The sequence below is a fragment of the Prauserella rugosa genome, from assembly GCF_000719975.1.
GTDB lineage: Bacteria > Actinomycetota > Actinomycetes > Mycobacteriales > Pseudonocardiaceae > Prauserella > Prauserella rugosa.
Genome location: NZ_JOIJ01000024.1, coordinates 25,552 through 46,813, shown reverse-complemented (window position 1 = coordinate 46,813; position 21,262 = coordinate 25,552). Strand labels below are relative to the sequence as shown.

Sequence of the window (21,262 nt, the reverse complement as noted above, 5' to 3'; positions counted from 1 at the left end):
CGGCAGGGTCAGGACGAGAGCATCCGCCGGAACGAGGCTTCCACCTCGGCCCGCTCCGGCAGCGCGTCCCGGACAATGCCCTGCAGCTGCCACCCGCAGAACACGACCGACAGAGCCCTGCCGGTGTCGGCGTCGGTGTAGGCCGCGAAGAGTTCGGCCAGCGCGGTGTCCCATTCCTGGCTGACGTGGCGCAGCGCGGGACGGTGCAGTGCCGCGATGTAGAGCTGGTGCTCGACGGCCGTCTGCGCCCGCGCGGGCCCGAGGTAGTGCAGCACCAGGTCCGTGAGCGCCTCGGCGAGGTCGCCGCCCGCCTCAAGGCCCGCGGCCCATTTGCGCAGGTGCTCGACGTCGTCGTCGGCGGCCTGGCGCAGCGCGCTGGCCAACAGGTCGTCGAGCGTGGCGAAGTAGTAGGTCGTCGACCCCAGCGGAACGCCGGCGGCCGCGGCCACCCTGCGATGCGTCAGCTTCTCGACGCCGACCTCGGCGACGACGTCGATGGCCGCGCGCGCGATCCGCTCCCTGCGGTCCGGATCCCTGCGACCGGCCGCGGACTGGTTGCTCGGCATTCCCTCGACGTTCCCTCCCGTGATCGGACCACCAGCGTGCCACGAGCACCCCCGACGGCGATGCGGCGCAGATCACCGGAATCAGGAAACCGCTGTTCAAGCGCAATTTCCCGAGCATCCCCGAAACGATTCGTACGCCATTGGTGTACAGATGTACAGGTCCGGTGTTAGTGTCCTGCCCCGACGCCGAACGAATGCGAACTCCGGCCACAGAGCCGACACCGCGGAGAGACCACACCGCGGCGAGATCGCACCGCCGCGAATTCGCGACCGCGCGGATGCCGGTCCACCGCGGCACGCACGGACGCCATGCCGGTGCGCACGCGACGTCGCAGGTCAGACAGCTGCGACGGCGCCGAAGCGGCGCCGCGACACCGCGCGGCCCGCCCGCACCGGGGGACGGACGCCACGAGAAACGCCGAACGAACGGAAAAGAGCGAAAAACCCATGCCGCACGCCGACATTCCGGCAGCCACGTTGTTCATCGACGGTGAATGGAGAACGGCCGCAGAAGGAGGAACTCGCGAGATCCACTGCCCCGCGGACGGAACACTGGTGGCCACGGTCGCGGAGGGCTCGCGCACGGATGCCGAGCAGGCCGTCGCGGCGGCGCGACGTGCGTTCGACGAGGGCACGTGGGCCTCGAGTTCGGCGTGGGACCGCGGCGACCTGTTGCTGCGCGTGGCCGACATCCTGGTCCGCGACAAGGCCGACTTCGCCCGCGCCGAATCGCTCGACACCGGAAAGCGGCTGGTCGAGAGCGAATTCGACATGGACGACATCGCCGCGTGCTTCCGCTACTTCGGCAAACTCGCCGGCACCGACTCGGGCCGTGTGGTCGACACCGGTTCGCCGGATGCGATCAGCCGCGTGCAGTACGAGCCGGTCGGGGTCTGCGGCATGATCACCCCGTGGAACTTCCCGTTGTTGCAGGTCGCGTGGAAGGTCGCACCGGCGATCGCCGCGGGTGACACCTTCGTGCTCAAGCCGAGCGAGTTGACCCCGAGCACTGCGATCCTGCTCATGCGCGCGCTCACCGAGGCCGGTCTGCCCGCGGGCGTCGGCAACCTCGTGCTCGGCACCGGTCCCGAGGTCGGCAGCGTGCTGGCCGAGCACCCCGACGTCGACCTCGTGTCGTTCACCGGCGGACTCCACACGGGACGCACGATCTCCGCGCTGGCGGCCCCGACGGTCAAGAAGGTCGCGCTCGAACTCGGCGGCAAGAACCCGAACGTCGTGTTCGCCGACGCCGACTTCGACACCGCCGTCGACTTCGCGCTGACCGCGATCTTCCTGCACTCCGGCCAGGTGTGTTCGGCGGGCGCGCGGCTGATCGTCCAGGACGAACTGCACGACCGGCTCGTTGACGAGATCGTGCGCAGGGCCGAGCGGATCCGTATCGGCGGACCGTTCGACGACGACGCCGAGACCGGCCCGCTCATCTCCGAGGCACACCTGCGCAAGGTCGAGGACTACGTCGCCAAGTCGGTCGCCGAGGGCGCCGTACTGCGCACCGGCGGCGCCCGCCCCGAGGGCGAGCGCTACGCCGCGGGGCACTTCTACCTGCCGACCGTGCTCGACGAGGTGCGACAGGGTTCGTACGCCGTCACCGAGGAGTCCTTCGGCCCCGTGCTGACCGTCGAGCGGTTCACCGACGAGGACGACGCGGTCCGCATCGCCAACGACACCCACTACGGCCTCGCGGGCGCGGTGTTCACCGGCGATCCGGCCAAGGCGCAGCGGGTGGCCAACCGGCTGCGGCACGGCACCGTCTGGATCAACGACTTCCACCCGTATCTGCCGCAGGCGGAATGGGGCGGCTTCAAGCAGTCCGGTATCGGCCGTGAACTCGGCCGCGCCGGTCTCGGCGAGTACCAGGAAGCCAAGCACGTCTACCAGAATCTGCGGCCCGGACCGCAGAACTGGTTCTCCGGCTAATAGGCCGGAAATCGCGGCGCGGAACCTGTCCGCCGCACTTTTTCGCACTACGCAGGAAACGACCACCCGGGACAAGTGTGTCCGCACACCGCCCGGGAAAGGAGTTCGGGGCATGAGTGCGCCCAACCAGGACGCCGGACTCGGTGAGTTCGGCTACACCAACAAACTGAAACGGAGCCTCGGCGGATTCCACACGTTCGCCGCGGGGATCAGCTACATCTCGGTGCTCACCGGCACCTTCCAATTGTCCTATTTCGGTCTCGGTCTCGGCGGTCCCGCCTACTGGTGGTCCTGGCCGATCGTGTTCGTCGGGCAATTGCTGGTGGCGTTGAGTTTCGCCGAGCTGGCATCGCGCTATCCCATCGCGGGTTCGGTGTACAACTGGGCGAAGAAGCTCGGTGGACGGCACGTCGGCTGGCTCGCCGGCTGGATGATGCTGCTGGCGTCGATCGTGTCGATCTCGGCCACGGCGCTGGCCTACCAGAACACCCTCCCGCAGATCTGGGAGGGCTTCCAGTTCGTCGGCGACGGAACGTCTGCCACCGACGCGGCCGTCAACGGCATCGTGCTGGCGATGCTGCTGATCCTGTTCACCACGCTCGTCAACGCCTACGGCGTGCGGCTCATGGCCCGGATCAACAGCACGGGCGTGTTCATCGAACTCGTCGCCGCCGTGGCCCTGATCGTGGCGCTGGCGCTGGTCGCGGTGAACCCGCCGAGCATCGTGTTCGAGACCGCGGGCACCGAGTCCGCGCACGGCGGCAGCTATCTCACGGCGTTCCTCGTCGCCGGTATCGCCTCGTCGTACGTGATGTACGGCTTCGACACCGCGGCCTCCCTCGGCGAGGAGTCGATCGATCCGCACCGCAACGCGCCGAAGGCGATCCTGCGTGCGCTGATCGCCTCGTTCCTGCTCGGTGGCCTGATCCTGTTGTTCGGCATGATGGCCATCCGCGACATCGGCGCCCCCGAACTGGGCGTGTCCGGCCTGCAGTTCGTCCTGAACGACGCGCTCGGACCGTTCGTGGGACGCCTGTTCCTGCTGGGCATCTTCGTCGCGATCACCGTGTGCGTGCTCGCGGTGCACACCGCGGCCATCCGCATCATGTTCGCCATGGCCCGCGACAACGCGCTGCCCGGTGGCAGGCGGCTGGCGCGCGTCAGCCCGCGGTTCCAGACGCCGGTGCTGCCCGCGGTGTTCATCGGTGTGCTGGCGGTCGTGCTGCTGCTGGTCAACATCGGGCAGCCGCAGATCTTCACCGCGATCACGTCGCTGGCGATCATCCTCATCTACATCTCGTACCTGCTCGTGACGATCCCGATGCTGGTCGCACGCCTGCGCGGGAAGTGGAAGCCGGCGAAGGAGCAGGGCCGATTCAGCCTCGGCAGATTCGGTCTGCCCATCAACGTCCTCGCCGTGCTGTGGGGACTGGGCATGACCGTGAACCTGGCCTGGCCGCGCACCGAGGTGTACAACGCCGAGCCGCCGCACCACTGGTACCTGCAGTACAGCGCCGTTCTGTTCGTCGGCATCGCGGCCGTCGGCGGGTTCGCGTACTACTGGTTCGTCCAGCGGCACAAGGTGGGCGTCCTCGCCGACCACGCCGCTCCCGCGGACCCGGAACACGCCGGGGCGAGCCTGCAGGCCGAGCCGACCACCGACCGCGAGGCCTCGAGCCTCACCTGAGCACGAGGCGGAAAGGAAACTCCCATGACCGATCAGTTCGACTACGTCGTGGTGGGCGGTGGCAGCGCGGGCGCCGCGGTCGCCTCACGCCTGTCCGAGGACCCCGACGTCACCGTGTGCCTGCTCGAGGCCGGACCGTCCGATGTGGGCGATCGCAACATTCTCGAGCTGAACCGCTGGATGGCGTTGCTGGAGTCCGGTTACGACTGGGACTACCTCATCGAGCCGCAGGAGAACGGGAACTCGTTCATGCGGCATGCACGTGCGCGCGTGCTCGGGGGTTGCTCGTCCCACAACTCGTGCATCGCCTTCTGGGCCCCGGCCGAGGACCTGGACGAGTGGGAGTCCATGGGTCTCACGGGCTGGGGCGCGAAGGACGTCTTCCCGCTGTACAAGCGCCTCGAGACCAACGACGGCCCCGGTGAGCACCACGGCCGCAGCGGTCCGGTGACCATTCGCAGCGTTCCGCCGAAGGACCCGTGCGGGGTCGCGCTGCTGGAGGCCTGCGCCCAGCAGGGCATCCCGACGACCGAGTTCAACTCCGGCACGACCGTGACCCACGGGGCGAACTGGTTCCAGATCAACGCCCGCGAGGACGGCACCCGTTCGTCGTCGTCGGTGTCCTATCTGCACCCCGTGCTCGACCGGCCGAACCTGGAGATCCGGACGAACGCGTGGGCGAGGAAGGTCACCTTCGACGGCACCCGTGCCACCGGGGTGCAGTACCTCGACGAGGACCAGATCCACACCCGCAGCGTCAGCGCGCGCCGCGAGGTCGTCCTGTCGACCGGTGCGATCGACACTCCGAAGCTGCTCATGCTGTCGGGCATCGGCCCTGCCGAACACCTCCGCGAGTTCGGCATCGACGTGCTCGTCGACTCCCCCGGCGTCGGTTCGACGCTGCAGGACCACCCGGAGGGCGTGATCAGCTGGGACGCCAAACAGCCCATGGTCACCGATTCCACGCAGTGGTGGGAGATCGGCATCTTCACCCAGACCGAGGAGGGTCTGGACCGGCCGGACCTGATGTTCCACTACGGCTCGGTGCCGTTCGACATGCACACGGTGCGCCAGGGATACCCGACGTCGGAGAACGCGTTCTGCCTGACGCCCAACGTCACGCGGGCGCGCTCGAATGGCACGGTTCGCCTGCGCAGCAGGGACTTCCGGGACAAGCCCGCCGTCGACCCGAAGTACTTCACGCATCCCCACGACATGCGGGTGATGACCGAGGGCATCAAGCTCGCGCGCAAGATCGTCGAGCAGCCCGCGATGCGCGAATGGGCGGGAGCCGAACTCTTCCCCGGACCGGACGTGCGCACCGACGACGAGATCGCCGACTACATCAGCCGCACCCACAACACGGTCTACCACCCTGCGGCGTCCGTGCCGATGGGCACCGAGGCCGACAAGCCGCTCGATGCCCGCCTGCGGGTCAAGGGCGTGCACGGGCTGCGGGTCGCCGACGCGTCGGCCATGCCGTTCCTCGTGACCGTCAACCCCAACATCACGACGATGGCGATCGGCGAGAAGTGCTCCGACATGCTCAAGGAGGACAACGCCTGAGCAGGCACCCGGCCCGATGACGCGGCCCCTCCCGGATCGTCGACCGGGAGGGGCCGCGTCGCGGTGTTCCGGGTTCCCCGGTCCCCGCACCGATGCTGTGACCTGCGCCCGAGATGTCGGATATCGCGCCCGAACGCCGGCCGGGTCGGCCATACTCACGCGGTGAACTGGATCATCTGGGTGGGCGGCGGTGCCGTGCTCGTCGGCGCGGGCGTGACGAGCGCCTACGTGCCTCGCATGCGCGCTCACACCGAGCGCACGCGCGCGGCGTGGGCGGCGGCGAAATCCGCGATCGCCGCCGCGGGCGTGAGCCGCGACGCCTGCCCCGCGCACGTTCCCGAGGCCGACCGCCTGCTCGCCCAGGCGGAGGCACTGAGCGGCGGGCCGAAGGCCGCGCGCACGGCGACGGATCTGGCCGAACGCGCCGACCGGCTCTGGCGGGAGGCCCGCGATGGGTGACCGCACGCTCACGCTCGCCCGGTGGGCTCTTGCGGTCATCGCGGTCGTGGTCGCCGGTGCGTTCCTCCTCCAGCAACGCCAAGGCGACATCGACGTCAGCTACGGCGAATCGCCGTCGTCGGACTATCGGGAGGGCGACGGCGGCGAACTGAGCGACCACACCGTCCCCTCGGCCGACGAGATGGCCCGCCGGGTCCTGGCCGAACGCGTGGTGCGACTTCCCGGCGCGAACGCGACGTGGGACCAGCAGTGGGTCCTCGAGCACACCGACGACGTGCGTTTCCTGTTCGCACCGCCGGGACTGGACGAGCAGGAACGCGACCGGGTGCGCGAGGTCTCCTCGCACCCCGACGTCGCGAACGCGCCGTTCGAGCTGATCACCGTCATGGGCACGCGGGTGTCCGGTGGTGTCGTGTCGGTGTCGTCGTCCGATCTGGACGAGTTCCGCAGCCAGTTCGGTGTCGGCGACGTGACCGAACTGGTGCTGACGGCCGCCTACCACGTTCAGGAACGCGACGACCCGCCCCAGGCCCCGGCACCCGCGTGGCGCGCGCCGACGGCCGCGGAACTCGACGTCGTGGCACGGGATCTCGAACGCGATCGGCTGCACGTCGCCGAGGGCGCGACACTCGACGACATTCCCGCGAGCGCGAAGCACGCGTTCCCGGACACCGAACCCATGGTCGTCGCGCTGCCGCGGCCGGACCGTTCGGCACCGATTCCCCAGTACGCGCCCGCACTGGCGCAGCGTTTCCCCGACACGCCGATCGTCGTGATGTACGACGCGTTCGTCGATTACGCCGGGCCGTATCGCGACGACTTCTACGAGGTCGCCACAGCAGGGTTCTACGGCGTGATGGGCCAGCGCCTCGCCACCTACGATTATCCGCAGGGCAACGTTCTGGGCGCGTGGCTGAACGATGTCACCGACGTCCGCTACGCGGGCCTGTTCGACCGGCCGCTGCCCTACCAGCCGATCGACCCGCTGAAGGTCACCATGCCGGCGCTGCCGTGGGTGTTCGCGGCATGCGTGGCGGGTTTCCTCGCGCTGTCCGTCGGGTCCGTCAGGCGCAGCTCACGCGCGACCCCGCCGACGAAGCGGATCGCCGCACTGACCGCGCTGGCCGTCGAGGTGTCCGGACTCACCGGGCCGGACAGCAACCCGCCGTTGACCCGCGCGATCACCCACCTCGACGCGGCCAAGGACCTCGACCCGACACCGACCAGCAGGCGCTACGCCCACGCGCTGCTCGACAAGGCCGAGAGGGAACTGGCCCAGACCGCGCGGCTCATCGGCAGGCCCGACTACGACCCCGCGCGGTACGTCGCGGGCTGGGGAGCGTGATCGCCGTGAACCGCAAACCGTTTCTGCTCGCCGTGCTGCTCGCCGTCGTGCTGGCCGGCTGGGCGGCGTTCACCGGCGGCATCTTCGACGGGAAGGTGGCGCAGGCACTGCGCGGATCGTCGGTGTACGCCGCACCCGAGTACCGGATCGACCTCGACGAGGCCCGGCATGTGATCGGCAACAGGAAGCTCACCGTTGGCTTCCTGTCCCCCGACGACGACGCGAGCGCCGTGTGCAAGAACGTCTCGCGTGCCGCCGACGGAACGCTGTTCGTCGCCCTCACCCGCGACGACGACACGTGGAACGCCTACGGCTGCAGCCACCACACCGACGACATCGGCACGGGCATGGTCGCCGAGACGATCATCTCGCGCGGCATCGACACGTTCGCCGACCGGCCGATCGACACGCTCAAGGTCATCGTCGTCAACTTCGACCGTCTCGTCCGCGCCGGGAACGTCCCCGACGGCGCACGTACCGTCGACCCACCGCTGCCCCGCTACCTGCTCGCGGGCGCCGCGCTATGTGCGGTGGTCCTGGGTGCCGCGGCCGCATACGCCCTGGCCCGCGCAGCCGGCAGGCGCGCGGCGCAGCGCCGCATCGAGGCCGAGACCGGTGACGACACTCGCAGCGTGCTCAACGCCGAAACCGGCGCCGTCTCCCAGGCGCTGATCGACCTCGACCGCGTGTACGCCCGTGCCGTCGGCCCACAGCAGGGCACTCCTGGTGCCAAGAGCTTCGCCACCCGCTACCGCACCGTCGTCGACCGATACCTGGACCTCACCCGAGACATCGCCTCCGGCACAACTCCCGATCCCGGGACGAGTACGGATTCGGGCAGCGATGCGGATGCCGACTCGCGGAGCGGGCGCGGCAGCGGTGCGGCCGCCGACTCGGGAAGCGGTGCGTCGGACACCGCGACGCTCGTCGAACGCGCACGCGACCTTTCCCGACTTGCGGCCAAACTCGAGGACGACCAGTTCGCCCGAACCCACCACCGCCGAAGGAACTGAAAACCCCGACCCGTGTTGCGAGTTCGGGAACGCGTGTTGCGTTTCCGGGCGCGCGTGTTGCGGGTTCAGGAACGCGTGTTGCGAAGTCGGGAACGCGTGTTGCGTTTCCCGGGGTTCGTGTTGCAGGGGCGGGAGTTGGTGTTGCGCTTCCCGGAGGGCCCGTGTTGCGGCTCTGGGGGGTTAAGTTGCAGATGCGGGTGCGTGGCGCGAGGTCGGGACGTCGTGTTGCGGGTTACGGGGCGCTCGCATTGCGGTCCGGGGACAACACGAGTCCCCGGACGCGCAAACTGAGCCCGCGAATTCACGAAACGCGCCCCGGAATCCGCAACACGCGCCCCCAGAACCACAACACGCGCCCCGGAGTCCGCAACACGGGTAGGTTTGGCCGGGCACCGTCACGGCCACAGGACCACGAACACCAGCCAGGCGATCAACGGGACCACGGCGATCACCGGCACGGACCACACCAGAAGCTTCCGGAAGAACACACGCGAATCCATCGTCCGCTGGTTCGCCACCAGCAGCGCACCGTTCGTCGACAATGGACTCACATCGACCACACTCGACGCGATACCGATAGCGCTGATCGTGCCCAGCACCGGAAGCACACCACCGTCCAACAAAGGCGCAGCCAACGGAATGGACGCACCCAACACACCCGCCGTCGACGCGAACGCGGAAATGAGCCCACCGATGTACGCCGCCGCCAACGCGGCCACCAACGGGCTGGTCCCGCCCGTCAGCAGATCACTCAGAAAGTCGATCGTCCCGACACTCTCCAGCACACCGACATACGTGATCACACCGCACACCAGCAACACCGCCGACCACGGCACCTTCGACACCACGTCCGCGTACGCACTCGGCTTCACCAACGTCAGCACCAGACCGACCGCCAACGCCGTGAACCCGACGTCCAACCCGAACGCCGTACCCGCCACGACCAGCACGCCCAATCCGGCCAGCGTCAACACCTGCTGCACCGACAGGCCACGGCGATCCCCCTCAGCCGCCACCGCTGCCACCGGCGCCGGCGCGGCAACCGTGGCGACACCGCCGCCCGAACCACCGGACGCACCCGCCCCGCCCGAACCGTCCGACTCGCCCGACACAGCAGCACCCGACACAGCAGCCCCGGACACGGCAGCCCCGGACCCTGTAGCCCCGGACACGGCGTCACCGTCGACGTCACCACCGTCGGCCCCACCGTGCCGGCGACGTTCGCGGGCCAACCGCACACCGCCGAACAGCCAGAACACGAACGCGCCCATGACGACGTTGAACACGAAACTGCTCAGAAACAGCCCCGGCTGCTGCGGCGGCAACCCCTCGGCCGCCACCAACTGACCGGTGATCGCCCCGAAGGGGCTCAACGGCGAGAACGACCCGGCGGTGGCCCCCTGCACCACCATGAGACCCACCAACAACGGGCTGATCCGATACTGCTGCGCGAACCGCATCGCGATCGGCGCCATGATCGCCACCGCCGCCGCGCTCAGCGCACCCACCGCCGCCACGAACGCCGTCAACAGGAACAACAACCACGGCACCAAGGCGACCCGGCCACGCACCAGCCGCAACCCGCCGTCGACGACCCGCTCCAGCGTGCCGTTCACCTGCGCGACCCCGAACAGGTACGTCACCCCGACCAACAACACCAACAGGTCGGCGGGAAAACCGGCGAGCATGTCGTCGACATCCATGCCGCCCAGACCGGCACCCACCACGAACGCCGCCACCAACGCCAGCAAACCCAGGTTCACCGGCAGCACCGAGGCGACGACGAACATCACGACCAGCACCGCCAGCGCGGTGATGTGCAACGCCACGAGCGACCTCTCCCCTACCGCGCCAACACGCCACGGCGGGCCAGCTCGGGCCGCAACCCCTCACCGACCCAGTACGCCTCTTCCAGATGCGGGTAGCCCGACAACACGAACTCCTCGATCCCCGCGCGGTGGTACTCCTCGATCAGATCCGCCACCTCGGCGTGACTGCCCACCAGCGCCGTACCCGCACCACCGCGAAGCAGGCCGACACCGGCCCACAGTCCCGGATGGACCTCCAGCGCACGCGCGTCGTCCGGCTTGACCCCCTGGTGCAACGCCGTCATCGCCTGCTGCCCCGTCGCCTCGGATGCGGCCAACTTCTCCTGTGTCGCGGCAACGTCCGCGGGATTCATCTCGTCGAGAAAGCCCTGCACCGTCGCCCACGCCTGCTCGCTGGTGTCCCGCGTCACCACGTGGGCACGCACGCCGAACCGCAGCCGCCGTTGCTCCCGATCGGCCAGCTCGCGCAACGTCCGCACCTTGGCCGCCACCGCCTCCGGCGGCTCACCCCACGTCAGGTGCACGTCGGCCCTGCGCGCCGCCACCGGCAGCGCCGCAGGTGACGAGCCGCCGAAGTACAGCGGAGGCAGCGGGGCGGGTACGTCGAAGATCGCCGCGTCCCGCACCTGGTAGTGCTCGCCGTCGAAATCCACCGGCTTGCCGGACCAGATCTCGCGGACGATGTGCAGGAACTCGTCGGTTCGGGCATAGCGCTGGTCCTTGTCGAGCCAGTCCCCGAACCGCCGCTGCTCCACCGGATCCCCGCCCGTGACGACATTCAGCAACAACCGCCCACCGGACAGGTTCTGGTACGTCACGGCCTGCTGCGCGGCCAACGTCGGAGTGACGCTGCCCGGACGGAAGGCGACGAGGAACTTGATCCGATCGGTGCTCTGCAACAGCGCCGCGGTCGACAACCACGCGTCCTGACACCACGACCCGGTCGGCGTCAGCATGCCCATGAAACCGTTCTGCTCGGCGGCGCGCGCCACCTGCGTCAGATACTCCAGCGTCGGCCTGCGCGGCGTGTGCGCGCTCTCGGGCGTCGTGTGCGGACGGTCCACAACAGACCGTCCGTCACCGTGCGAGGGCAGAAACCAGTGCAGCGTCACACTCATCAGCGGGAACGTCCTTCCACCGGCGAACCGGTCGGGTCTCGAACTCGCCGCGACGCTAACAGCGAAAACACTGAAAAGAATCATTCCGCGGAAATGCGTGAAATGAATCCCACACTGCGGACGAATCTATTGTTTCTTTCTGTTCGTAAACAGCGAAACGGCCGGCCCCGGACGAACCGGGACCGGCCGCGAACGCCGAGGGTCAGCTGCGGGCGTCGACACCCAGTGCGTCGATCACCGCGAAGAAGATCTCGGTGTTGTCCAGCACGCCGTTGAAGCGCGCCGAACCGGGACCCGATGCGCACACGCTGACGTCCTCGACCGTGTGCACGCAGTTCGTCTCCGCGCCCGGCAGGTTGCCGATCTGCAGCTCGGCACCCGGATCGCGCTCGGGGTTGTCGACGGCCTTACCGCTGTCCTCGTCGGTGAGCGCAGGCTCGGCGAACACGTGGTTGTGCTGGAAGTCGTCGGTGTGGTCGGGGTGGTTCGACCAGCCGAAGAACAGCTGCACGTCCGGGTTCGGGTCGTCGGGGAAGCCGTCGCCGTCCTCGTCGGAGTACGTCGGGTAGGTGGCGTCGCCGTAGACACCGTTGGCGTCGCGGCCCTCCGCGTCCCGCCGGTCGTGCGTGCCGACGATGCTCATCGAGTGGTTGTGGTCGGCGGTGACGACGATGAGCGTGTCGTCGCGGCCCTCCGCCCACTTCTTGGCCACGCCGACGGCCTGGTCGAGCTCGATGGCGTCGTACACGGCGCGCGGACCGTCCAGCGGGTGCTCCATCTTGTCGATGGACGCGCCCTCGACCATGAGGAAGAACCCGTCGTCGGAGTCCTCGAGCACCTTGAGCGCGGCCTCGGTCATCTCCATCAGCGTGGGCTGGTCGTCCCACTTGCCGAGCACCTCGGGCTTCTTGTCGTGCTTGCGGTCGAGGTACACGTTCATGTTGCCGGTGTGGAACGTGCCGAGCAGCTTCTCCGGGGCCTTGCCGCGCACCGCGCGGGTCAGCTCGCTGCTCGTGCTGACGTGCGTGAAGCCCTGCTCCGTGAACTCCTTGACCAGGTCACGGTCGTCGTCGCGCGAGGAGTCCTCGTGCGACGAGGGCAGGAACGAGGCCAGGCCGCCACCCATGTACACCGTCGGCTGCTGCTCCTCGCGCAGCGACTGGTCCATGATCTCCTGGTACTCGGAACGGCGCCGCGTGTGCGCGAACACGGCCGCGGGCGTGGCGTCCTGCACCTCCGCGGTGGTCACGACGCCGATCTTCATGTTCCGCGCGCGCTTGAGCAGCTCGGCCATCGTCTCCACGCGCGGGTGCTTGTTCGGGTCCTCCTCGCTGGCCTCGTACACGCCCATCGCGTTCACCGACGACTTGTGCCCGCACATGTACGCCGACATGGAGTTGGCCGAGTCGGTGGCCAGAGCGTCCATTCCGGACGTCGTCACCAGGCCGCGGTACTCCATGCGGTCCATCTCGAGCAGACCGTGGTACTTGCCCTCGGTCAGCCCCTTCGACAGGATCCGCGCGGCCGTGACGGCGGGCTGGCCCATGCCGTCGCCCAGGAAGAAGATCACGTTCTTCGCGGGCTTGGCGGGCGCCTCGGCGAGCACGACCTCGTGGCCGACCTCGTCCTTCGACTGCCGGTTGCCCGAACGCACGGTGGCCTGGACCGTGTAGTCGCCCGCGTCGGGGTAGTGCAGCCCGCGATAGGTGACCTCGAGGCTGTCGTCGGCCGAGCTGGTGCGCTCCGGCTCGCCGACCAGGATCTCGGCCGGACCCTTGGGGCCCTTCACGCGGATGTCGATGCGCGCCGTCTCCGGGTCGACCCCCACGGCCTCCACGCGCAGGTCGAACTTGGCGCCCGCCAGGAACTTGGCCCGGTCGATCGGCAGGATCGTGATCTCGGCGGCGTCGGGCTTACGCCGCCGACGCGGACGCCTCCGCTCGGTGAGCGCGTGCGGATCGGCCGCCTTCAGCGGTCCCACGGGCGTGCGGGCCGCGGCCGGCCCCGCCTGCGCCGCGGCGGGCTGGGCCCCCAGTCCGACGATCGCCGCCGCGGCGACGCCACCCCCACCTGCGGCCTGCAGCAACGCTCTCCGGCTGAGTCCGCCGCGTCCGTCCTTCTTGCTCATACGTGTTGTCCTCCGCGCCTGCCGCGGCCGAGGTGGGTCGCGGCCTGGATAAGTCCGCGGTCCACCCCATCCCCCGATTCCCTCGATCAGATGAATCGTTAGTAACGCGAAGGAATACGCCATGCCAAAAGATGGCGATATGCGCAGTTTGTCACATTTCCCGCGTCGATCAGATCGGGTCGATCAGATCGGGAAGAAGTCGGGAACGAGGTGCCCGCCCCCTGCCGCGGCGACCTGGTCGTGGACCCAACCCCCGACGGCCAGGTCCAGCACCCCCAGTCCGAACGGCGAGAAGATCGCCGCCCTGCCCGGCTCCCGTACCAGCTCGCCGCGCACGACGTCGGCGATCGTGCCGTGCACGAACTCGCGGTGCCCCACCTGCTGTTCGGCCAGATGCAACGACGTCTGCTCCCGCACGGCGTGATCGACGTCGTCGGTGACGTTGGTGGCCTGCAGAATCAGCTCGGGGGCCAAGTCCCGCAACGAGATGTGCAGCACCACCGGGGCATCGGCCAGCAATGCCGGATCGGTCAGATGCGGCGTGCCCGCGACCGTCGCCACCACGACCAGGTCGCAGCCCGCGAACGCACCGGCGACGTCGTCGGCCACCGACACCGCACCCTTCGGGCCGTCGGCCGCCAGCGTCGCGGCGAACCGCTCGGCGTTGGCGGGCACCGTGTCGAACAGGACGAACTCGTCGACCTCCCAGTCCAGGTCACGCAGGAACATCCGCACGTGGTCGCTGATCAGTCCGGTGCCCACGAACCCGACCCGGCGGGCCCGGCGCCCACCGAGCAGTGCCTCCGCTCCCAGCACCGCCGACGCCGCCGTGCGGGTGGCCGAGATGATCGACGCCTCGAGCACGGCGTACGGATAGCCCGTCTCGTAGTCGTTGAGCACCATCGTCGCCGACGCGCGCGGAAATCCGTGCTCGACGTTGCCGGGATAGCTGGCGATCCACTTGATGCCCGACCACCGACCCCCGTCCTCGGTCCCGGCCGGGTCATCGGTGCCGGCTGTGTCGTCGAGGAACGCGGGCAGGGCGATGATCCGGTCGGAGGGGCGGTCCGGGAACCGCAGGAAGCTCGAATGCGGGTTGGCCGTCGCGCCCGAGGCGTGCGCGAGATACGCCCGGCGCACGGCGGCGAGCGCGCCCTCGCGGTTGCCGTCGATCTGCGCGGCCACCTCGGCGGCCCCGATGACACGCAGCCCTGCGGGCGGATGCGGTGTGGACAAGAGCGGTCCCTCCTGACTCGGTTGCGGTCCGGATGTCGATCATCCCGCCCGCACCAGCCGCGTCCACAGCGGAGGGCGGCGCCGCCGAGCAGGCTCCGACGTTCGCCGGGGATCCGGTCGGGCGCGTCGAGCCGATCACCACAGCCGGTCGATCACCACAGCTGCGTCAGCGGTTCGGCCGGTCCCTGTCGTTGCCATGCCTCGGTGAGGCGGGCGAGCCGCTCCGGCGTGGCGACACCGTGGAACCCGGCGACCTGCTCGCCCCGCACCTCCAGCACGACGGCGCCGAAGACCTGATCGCCGAGCGCGAAGAGGATGGCGGGGCAGCCGTTGACTACGGCCGCGTGGACCTCCGGCGAACCGCCCACGAACGCGCGTTTCGCGGGCGAGGGCGTGAACGCCGACCGGATCGCGCGGGTGATCCGCAGCGGACCGGCGAACCGCACGAGCTTCTTCGCGGGCCCGAACCCGGCACCGTCGGACACGCCGGCTGCGTCGTCGGTCAGCAGGGCGACGAGCTGCTCGGTGCGCCCGGACGAGGCCGCGGCGACGAACGCCCCGACGATCCGGCGCGCGGTCGCCTCGTCGACGCCGGTGTCCCCGCGCTGCCGGCCCGCGGCGACGCGGCGGCGGGCGCGGCTCGTGTGCTGCTGGCTGGCGGACTCGGTGATGCCGAGGATCTCGGCGATCTCGGAATGGCGGTAGGCGAACGCCTCCCGCAGCACGTAGGCGGCGCGTTCGACCGGCGAGAGCTGTTCCAGCAGCAACAGCACGGCCAGGGTCACCGATTCGCGCTGCTCGACCGTGTCGGCGGGGCCGAGCATCGGGTCGCCGTCGAGGAGCGGTTCCGGCAGCCAGGCCCCGGCGGCGCGTTCGCGGCGGGTCCTGGCCGAGCGGAGCCGGTCGAGGGCCAGATTGGTGACGACCTTGGTCAGCCACGCCTCGGGCACCTCGATGTGCTCCCGGTCGGCGACCTGCCAGCGCAGGAACGCGTCCTGCACCGTGTCCTCGGCGTCGGCGGCCGAACCGAGGAGACGGTAGGCGAGCGAGGCCAGCCGGTCGCGGCCGGCCTCGAACGTCGCCACGGTGGACGAATCCATGTCGATGACCTTAGGCCGACGTCGTCGCCGGTGCGGGCGCCGACTCTGCCGGACTCGACGATGCCGCGAGCCGGTGCCTGCGGCTCGGGAGTCCGGACGTCGGATGGGTCGTCGACCAGGCCGCCCCGGTGAGCACGCTTGCCTTGAACCGGGCGGCTGCCCGGCCCCGCAGGGACACCGGCCGGGACTGCGCCTGCTTGTCGACGAGCTGGAACACCGCGTCCCGCCTGCCGAGGCTGACGTGGCTGCCGACGTAGAACTTCGGCGTCGCCGGGATCCGGCGTCCGGTGCGGTCGCCGAGGACCGTGGCCGCCAGCTGCCGACTGCTCAGCCCCGCGGTGGCACAGGACATGGGCAGCGTCAGGCCGTTGTCCCCGACGACGTGGGCGCTGTCGCCCGCGGCGTAGACGTCCGGGTGCGAGACCGAACGCAGCTGCCGGTCGACGACGATCTGTCCTTCCGGCGTGACGTCGAGCCCGCCCGCGGCGGCGATCGGGTGCACGGCGAACCCGGCCGCCCACACGGTCGCGTCGGAGGCCAGCACGGTGCCGCCCATGGCGGTCACGGACGAGGCGTCCACCCCGGTGACCGTGGCGTGCTCGTGGACGTCGATGCCCAGCCGGTCGAAGGCGGCCAGCACGTGGCGCCGCGCCCGCGCACCCAGCCAGCCGCCGAGCTCACCGGTGGTGGCGAGTGCGACGGTCAGTCCGGGGCGGGATTCGGCGATCTCGGTGGCGGCCTCGATCGCAGTCAGGTTCCCGCCGACGACCACGACCCGCCCACCGTCGATCTCGCCGAGGCGGGCGCGCAACCGACCCGCGGCCGGCGCGGTGGCGACGTGGAAGGCGTGCTCGGCGGCCCCCGGCACGGCGTGGTGGGCCGCGGTGCTGCCGAGCGTGTAGACGAGCGAGTCGTAGCCGAGCTGGTCCTGGCCGTCGATGGTGACGGTGCGATTGTCGGCGTCGATGCCCGTCACCTCCGCGATGCGCAGGTCGATGCCCGTGCCGGCGAAGACGTCGGCCAGGGGCCGGCGGTCCAGGTCGTGCCCGGCGGCGAACTGATGCAGGCGCATCCGCTCGACGAAGTCGGGGGCGGCGTTGACGACGGTGATCTCGACGTCGTCACGGTGCAGCCTGCGGGCCAGGTACCCGGCGGCGTAGCTCCCGGCGTACCCGGCTCCGAGGACGACGATCCGGTGCCTCGTGCCGCGAAGAGGCGTGCCGTGGTGGCTGGTCTCGTGGTGGCTCATGGGGTGCTCCTGTCTCGTTGGCGTACCCCTTGAACGAGACGGCCCCCGATTTCCTGACAATCCCGATCTCCCGACAACCCCCGGTGTCCTGACGACCCCGGTGTGCCGACGACCCGGTCAGGCGGTTCCGGATCGGTGCCGGTGGCCTTCGATGGCCAGTCGCGCCGCGGCGACGGACTTGCGCACCACGAGTTCGGGTGTGTAGCCGTGCTTGGTGAACACGCCGTCGATCCAGAACATGCCGTAGCCGTGGGCCTGCGTGAACAACTGTTCCATCAGCTCGAGCGCGTCCTCGGGCCGGTCGGAGACCGCCAGGCAGAGCATGAGGAACTGGTCGGTCAGCCGCCGCGTCTGGTCGTGCAGCTCGGTGTAGGCACCGCCCTGGAGCCCGTCGGTGTAGATGACGTTCATGCCTGCGCGGCGTTCGATGACGTACTCGGTGTAGGCACCCGCCGCCGCGGCGAGTGCGTCGGCCGGATCGGACATCGGCTCGGCGGCCGCGGCCACCCGGTCGGCGAGCTGACTCGCCACGGCGGTGGCGACCGCGGCCAGGAGGCTCTCGCGCTCGGCGAAGTGGCGATACGGCGCCCCCGGGCTGACCTGCGCACGACGGGCCACCTCGGCCACGGAGAAGCCGGCGACCCCCTGCTCGGCGATGAGGTCGAGCGCGACGCGGACGAGCTCGTCGCGGAGCTCGCCGCGGTGGTACCGGTCACCCATGGCCGTGCACACATTTCTATATCGGAATATGTAAGACCCCTCTTACGTCGTTACGTGAGAGGGCCCTTACTTCGGGGCTCGTGATCGAGTATCGCAGGAGTTCTGATGAGCACAACGACGCACGCCATCGCCGCACCCGGCCCTGGCGCACCGCTCGAGCGGACCACCATCGAGCGGCGCGACCTGCGTCCCGACGACGTCCTGATCGACATCGCCTACGCGGGCATCTGCCACAGCGACATCCACCAGGCGCGCGGCGAATGGGGCGAGGCCATCTTCCCGATGGTGCCGGGGCACGAGATCGCGGGCACGGTCGCCGCGGTCGGGTCCGCGGTGACCAAGTACCAGGTCGGCGACCGCGTCGGCGTCGGCTGCATGGTCGACTCGTGCGGCGAGTGCGAGTACTGCCAGGCAGGCACCGAGCAGTTCTGCGTCAAGGGCAACGTGCAGACCTACAACGGCGTCGGCTTCGACGGTGAACCCACCTACGGCGGCTACAGCCAGCAGGTCGTCGTCAAGGACGCCTTCGTGTGCCGCATCCCCGACGGCATCGGCCTCGACGTCGCCGCGCCGCTGCTCTGCGCGGGCATCACGACGTACTCGCCGCTGCGCCAGTGGGGTGCAGGCCCCGGCAAGAAGGTCGCGATCGTGGGTCTCGGCGGCCTCGGCCACATGGCCGTCAAGCTGGCGGCCGCGATGGGCGCCGAGGTGACGGTGCTGAGCCAGAGCCTGAAGAAGCAGGAGGACGGCAAGCGACTCGGCGCCACCGAGTACTACGCCACCGCCGACGAGTCGACGTTCGAGGTGCTGCGCGGCAAGTTCGACCTGATCCTCAACACCGTGTCGGCGCAGATCCCCGTCGACGCCTACCTCGGCCTGCTGCGGACCGGCGGTGCCATGGTGAACGTCGGCGCGCCCGGCGAGCCGCTGTCCTACAACGCGTTCTCGCTGATCGCGGGCAACAAGGCGCTGGCCGGTTCGATGATCGGCGGCATCCCGGAGACGCAGGAGATGCTGGACTTCTGCGCCGAGCACGGCATCGGAGCGGAGATCGAGACGATCTCGGCCGACGACGTCAACACCGCCTACGAGCGGGTCTCGGCCAGCGACGTGCGCTACCGCTTCGTCATCGACACCGCCACGATCAACTCCTGATCGCGCCCCACGCAGCGGCCCGGCAGTCGACTCGACGAGCGCCTGCCAGGCCGCTCGTCGATGACTGGCCAACCACCTCACAGGACTGAGCGCAGAACTCGCGGGCCAGCGCGCCGCCGAGCGGTTCGTCTCAGGCCTTAATAAAGTGCGGGCGTGAACTCCGCCCGGCTGGACACGGACAGGCACGCGGGCGAGGACGCCCCCGACGTCCCCACCCCGCCCCGAAGACGAACCGCAGCACCGCCGACCGAGCACGTCGTGCGGCGGGCGCTGCGCCGGATCGGACCGTCGACGACGGCCGTCGCGTGTTACCTCGTCGCGATGACCGTGTCGTGGCTGGTGATCGATGCCGCCGACGTCGACCCGCTGTCACTGCGCGGCTCGGTCGCACCGATCGCGGCTGGTGCGGTGGGTGCCGTCGTCGCGATCGCGCTCGCCGCCCGGTTCGTCTCCGACCGCGTGGCCGGTGCGGTCGCGGGCCTGTACTCGGGCTGGATCGGCATGATCCTCATGACTGCGCTGAACGGAACGTCGTTCGGGCACAACGAACTGCACGACTGGGACACCATCCGCATGTCGGCGCTGGCGAACCGGCTCACCACGACGTGGGGCAGCACGGACGCCTTCCTGCCCGATCTGCCTTCCGAGTACCCGGTCCTGTACCCGTGGCTCGTCGCGCGCGCATCCGAGCTGCTGGACCGTCCGACGTGGACACTCGTGGGCCACATGGAGGTCCTGTTCATCTCCGCATCGGCGCTCGTGGCGTTCCTGCTCTGGCGCCGGCTCACCACCGCGCCCGTCGCGCTCGCCATGGCCGCCGTGGCGCCGATCGTGTTCACACACGGGCACAAGAGCTACGAGATCCTCACCCTGGCGGTGCTCGTGCCGTGGGCGCTGGCGACGTTCGCGGGCCTGTCCCGCCGCGAGGGCGGTCTCCACTGGCTGCCTGCGGGAATCATCGGCGGACTGTTCGCCTGCACCTACACCGGTTACCTCATGTTCGGCGCCATCGGCGGACTGGCGATCATCGCCGCGCGGATGCTGCGGCCGAACCGGGGTCCGTACCTGCTGCACCTGCTCGGCGTGCTGGTCACGTCGGTCGTCGTGTCGTCCTGGTACGTCCTGCCGCTGTTGTGGGCATGGCTGACGAAACCACGGGAGGTCGTCGCCGACACGTACCCGAACATCGCCATCTCCGACGACCCCGTGCCGTTGCCGTTCCTGGAGGCCACGCCGATCGGCGCGCTGGCGCTCGCGGGGCTGATCGGACTGTTCTGGTATCGCAGGCGGCAGTGGTGGGCCCAGCCGATGCTGCTACTGGTCGGCGGCATCTACCTGTACTGGGCGATCCACATGCTGTCCCTCACCGGTAGCGGGCACAGCGGATTCCTCGTGAAGACACCACGCATAATCACGATGGTGCTGGTGACGGCCGGGATCCTCGCCGTGGCACGCGCGGGCAGATCGCTGCTGCGCCGGTTCGAGCTCACCCCACCGCGCGGCGTCGGCGTCGCCGCCCTGGCCGTCCTGCTCGTCTCCTCCGGACTGGTCGCATGGAACACCTGGATGCCGGGTGAACCGAAGGGCTTCACCGACGCACTGCCGGAGGTGCCCGAGGCCGCGGTCGAACCGAACCCGGCGCTGCGGGCCCACATGGAACCCGGGCCGGACGGCGAGCCTTCCGAATTCATCCCACCCGAGATGGCGGCCCCCGAGATGCCGGCGAACCGGATCGCGGCCGAGGTCGAACGACGGCTCGGGCCCGACGCGATGCCGATGTCGTTGTCCACGGACATGCGGCTGTACGTCTACGAACGCTGGTGGGCCTATCTGCAACGCGGGCACTACTCGGCCAACAGCCTGATGCGTTACGACGAGCGCTCAGACGAGCTGGCGAGGCTGGCCGAGATCGACGATCCGGAGCGGTTCGCGCAGGCCTCGGCAAACACGCGGTTCGGCGGCATCGACGTCTTCGTGCTCAGGAGGACGGGCGCGACGTGGTACTTCGACGACCGCGTCGAGTTCAACCCCGACTCGTTCCGGGGCCCGGCGTTCGACGTCGTCGACGACCTGCCCTCGGGCCTGGTCCTGGCCGTACGGACAAGCTGAACGCGGGCGCACCGCCGTGGGCGTCGACCACGGCGGTGCGCAGC

The 21,262-nt window shown here is 69.7% G+C and carries 16 protein-coding genes; 8 read left to right on the top strand and 8 right to left on the bottom strand.

Annotation, left to right across the window (positions count from 1 at the left end; translation table 11 throughout):
- Positions 1-8 precede the first annotated feature (8 nt).
- The gene (locus IF64_RS0122385; protein WP_030534143.1) at positions 9-566 is read right to left on the bottom strand and encodes a TetR/AcrR family transcriptional regulator; all 558 of its coding nucleotides are present in this window, start codon (positions 564-566) and stop codon (positions 9-11) included.
- Positions 567-1,013: 447 nt separating this feature from the next.
- Between IF64_RS0122385 and IF64_RS0122380 the strand changes: the two genes are divergently transcribed.
- The 6 genes from IF64_RS0122380 to IF64_RS25660 all read left to right on the top strand — a co-directional run bounded on the left by IF64_RS0122380 (position 1,014) and on the right by IF64_RS25660 (position 8,574).
- On the top strand, positions 1,014-2,504 hold the full coding sequence (locus IF64_RS0122380; RefSeq protein ID WP_030534142.1) for an aldehyde dehydrogenase family protein: 1,491 nt from the start codon (positions 1,014-1,016) through the stop codon (positions 2,502-2,504).
- Positions 2,505-2,616: 112 nt separating this feature from the next.
- Positions 2,617-4,191 carry an APC family permease gene (locus IF64_RS0122375; RefSeq protein ID WP_051758077.1) on the top strand — a complete coding sequence of 525 codons (1,575 nt, stop codon included), beginning with the start codon at positions 2,617-2,619 and terminating at the stop codon, positions 4,189-4,191.
- A 24-nt stretch (positions 4,192-4,215) separates the two neighbouring features.
- Positions 4,216-5,757 carry a GMC family oxidoreductase gene (locus IF64_RS0122370; RefSeq protein WP_030534140.1) on the top strand — a complete coding sequence of 514 codons (1,542 nt, stop codon included), beginning with the start codon at positions 4,216-4,218 and terminating at the stop codon, positions 5,755-5,757.
- 162 nt (positions 5,758-5,919) lie between these two features.
- On the top strand, positions 5,920-6,216 hold the full coding sequence (locus IF64_RS0122365) for a DUF6403 family protein (protein WP_030534139.1): 297 nt from the start codon (positions 5,920-5,922) through the stop codon (positions 6,214-6,216).
- A complete protein-coding gene (locus tag IF64_RS0122360) occupies positions 6,209-7,561 on the top strand; it encodes a hypothetical protein (RefSeq protein ID WP_030534138.1) in 1,353 nt (450 codons plus the stop codon). Before IF64_RS0122365 ends, IF64_RS0122360 begins: the two co-directional genes overlap by 8 nt.
- 5 nt (positions 7,562-7,566) lie before the next feature.
- Positions 7,567-8,574 carry a hypothetical protein gene (locus IF64_RS25660; RefSeq protein ID WP_145600636.1) on the top strand — a complete coding sequence of 336 codons (1,008 nt, stop codon included), beginning with the start codon at positions 7,567-7,569 and terminating at the stop codon, positions 8,572-8,574.
- Between the two features lie 395 nt (positions 8,575-8,969).
- On the opposite strand, the gene IF64_RS0122350 is transcribed toward IF64_RS25660, so the two are convergent.
- The 7 genes from IF64_RS0122350 to IF64_RS0122320 all read right to left on the bottom strand — a co-directional run bounded on the left by IF64_RS0122350 (position 8,970) and on the right by IF64_RS0122320 (position 17,954).
- Entirely contained in the window at positions 8,970-10,403 is a 1,434-nt protein-coding gene (locus tag IF64_RS0122350) for an SLC13 family permease (RefSeq protein WP_030534136.1), read from the bottom strand.
- 14 nt (positions 10,404-10,417) lie between these two features.
- On the bottom strand, positions 10,418-11,521 hold the full coding sequence (locus tag IF64_RS0122345; RefSeq protein WP_030534135.1) for an LLM class flavin-dependent oxidoreductase: 1,104 nt from the start codon (positions 11,519-11,521) through the stop codon (positions 10,418-10,420).
- A 202-nt stretch (positions 11,522-11,723) separates the two neighbouring features.
- The gene (locus tag IF64_RS0122340) at positions 11,724-13,649 is read right to left on the bottom strand and encodes an alkaline phosphatase (RefSeq protein WP_051758075.1); all 1,926 of its coding nucleotides are present in this window, start codon (positions 13,647-13,649) and stop codon (positions 11,724-11,726) included.
- A gap of 183 nt (positions 13,650-13,832) precedes the next feature.
- On the bottom strand, positions 13,833-14,885 hold the full coding sequence (gene sbnB / locus IF64_RS0122335) for a 2,3-diaminopropionate biosynthesis protein SbnB (protein ID WP_030534133.1): 1,053 nt from the start codon (positions 14,883-14,885) through the stop codon (positions 13,833-13,835).
- Positions 14,886-15,037: 152 nt separating this feature from the next.
- Positions 15,038-15,985 carry a sigma-70 family RNA polymerase sigma factor gene (locus IF64_RS0122330; RefSeq protein WP_030534132.1) on the bottom strand — a complete coding sequence of 316 codons (948 nt, stop codon included), beginning with the start codon at positions 15,983-15,985 and terminating at the stop codon, positions 15,038-15,040.
- Positions 15,986-15,995: 10 nt separating this feature from the next.
- A complete protein-coding gene (locus tag IF64_RS0122325) occupies positions 15,996-17,234 on the bottom strand; it encodes an NAD(P)/FAD-dependent oxidoreductase (protein WP_048808157.1) in 1,239 nt (412 codons plus the stop codon).
- Positions 17,235-17,351: 117 nt separating this feature from the next.
- Positions 17,352-17,954: a TetR/AcrR family transcriptional regulator gene (locus IF64_RS0122320; RefSeq protein ID WP_030534130.1), complete on the bottom strand. Its 603-nt coding sequence runs from the start codon at positions 17,952-17,954 to the stop codon at positions 17,352-17,354.
- 105 nt (positions 17,955-18,059) lie between these two features.
- Between IF64_RS0122320 and IF64_RS0122315 the strand changes: the two genes are divergently transcribed.
- Positions 18,060-19,109 carry an NAD(P)-dependent alcohol dehydrogenase gene (locus tag IF64_RS0122315; protein WP_030534129.1) on the top strand — a complete coding sequence of 350 codons (1,050 nt, stop codon included), beginning with the start codon at positions 18,060-18,062 and terminating at the stop codon, positions 19,107-19,109.
- Positions 19,110-19,262: 153 nt separating this feature from the next.
- Positions 19,263-21,218 (top strand): arabinofuranosyltransferase, encoded by a 1,956-nt coding sequence (locus tag IF64_RS0122310; protein WP_030534128.1) that lies wholly within the window; start codon positions 19,263-19,265, stop codon positions 21,216-21,218.
- Positions 21,219-21,262 lie beyond the last annotated feature (44 nt).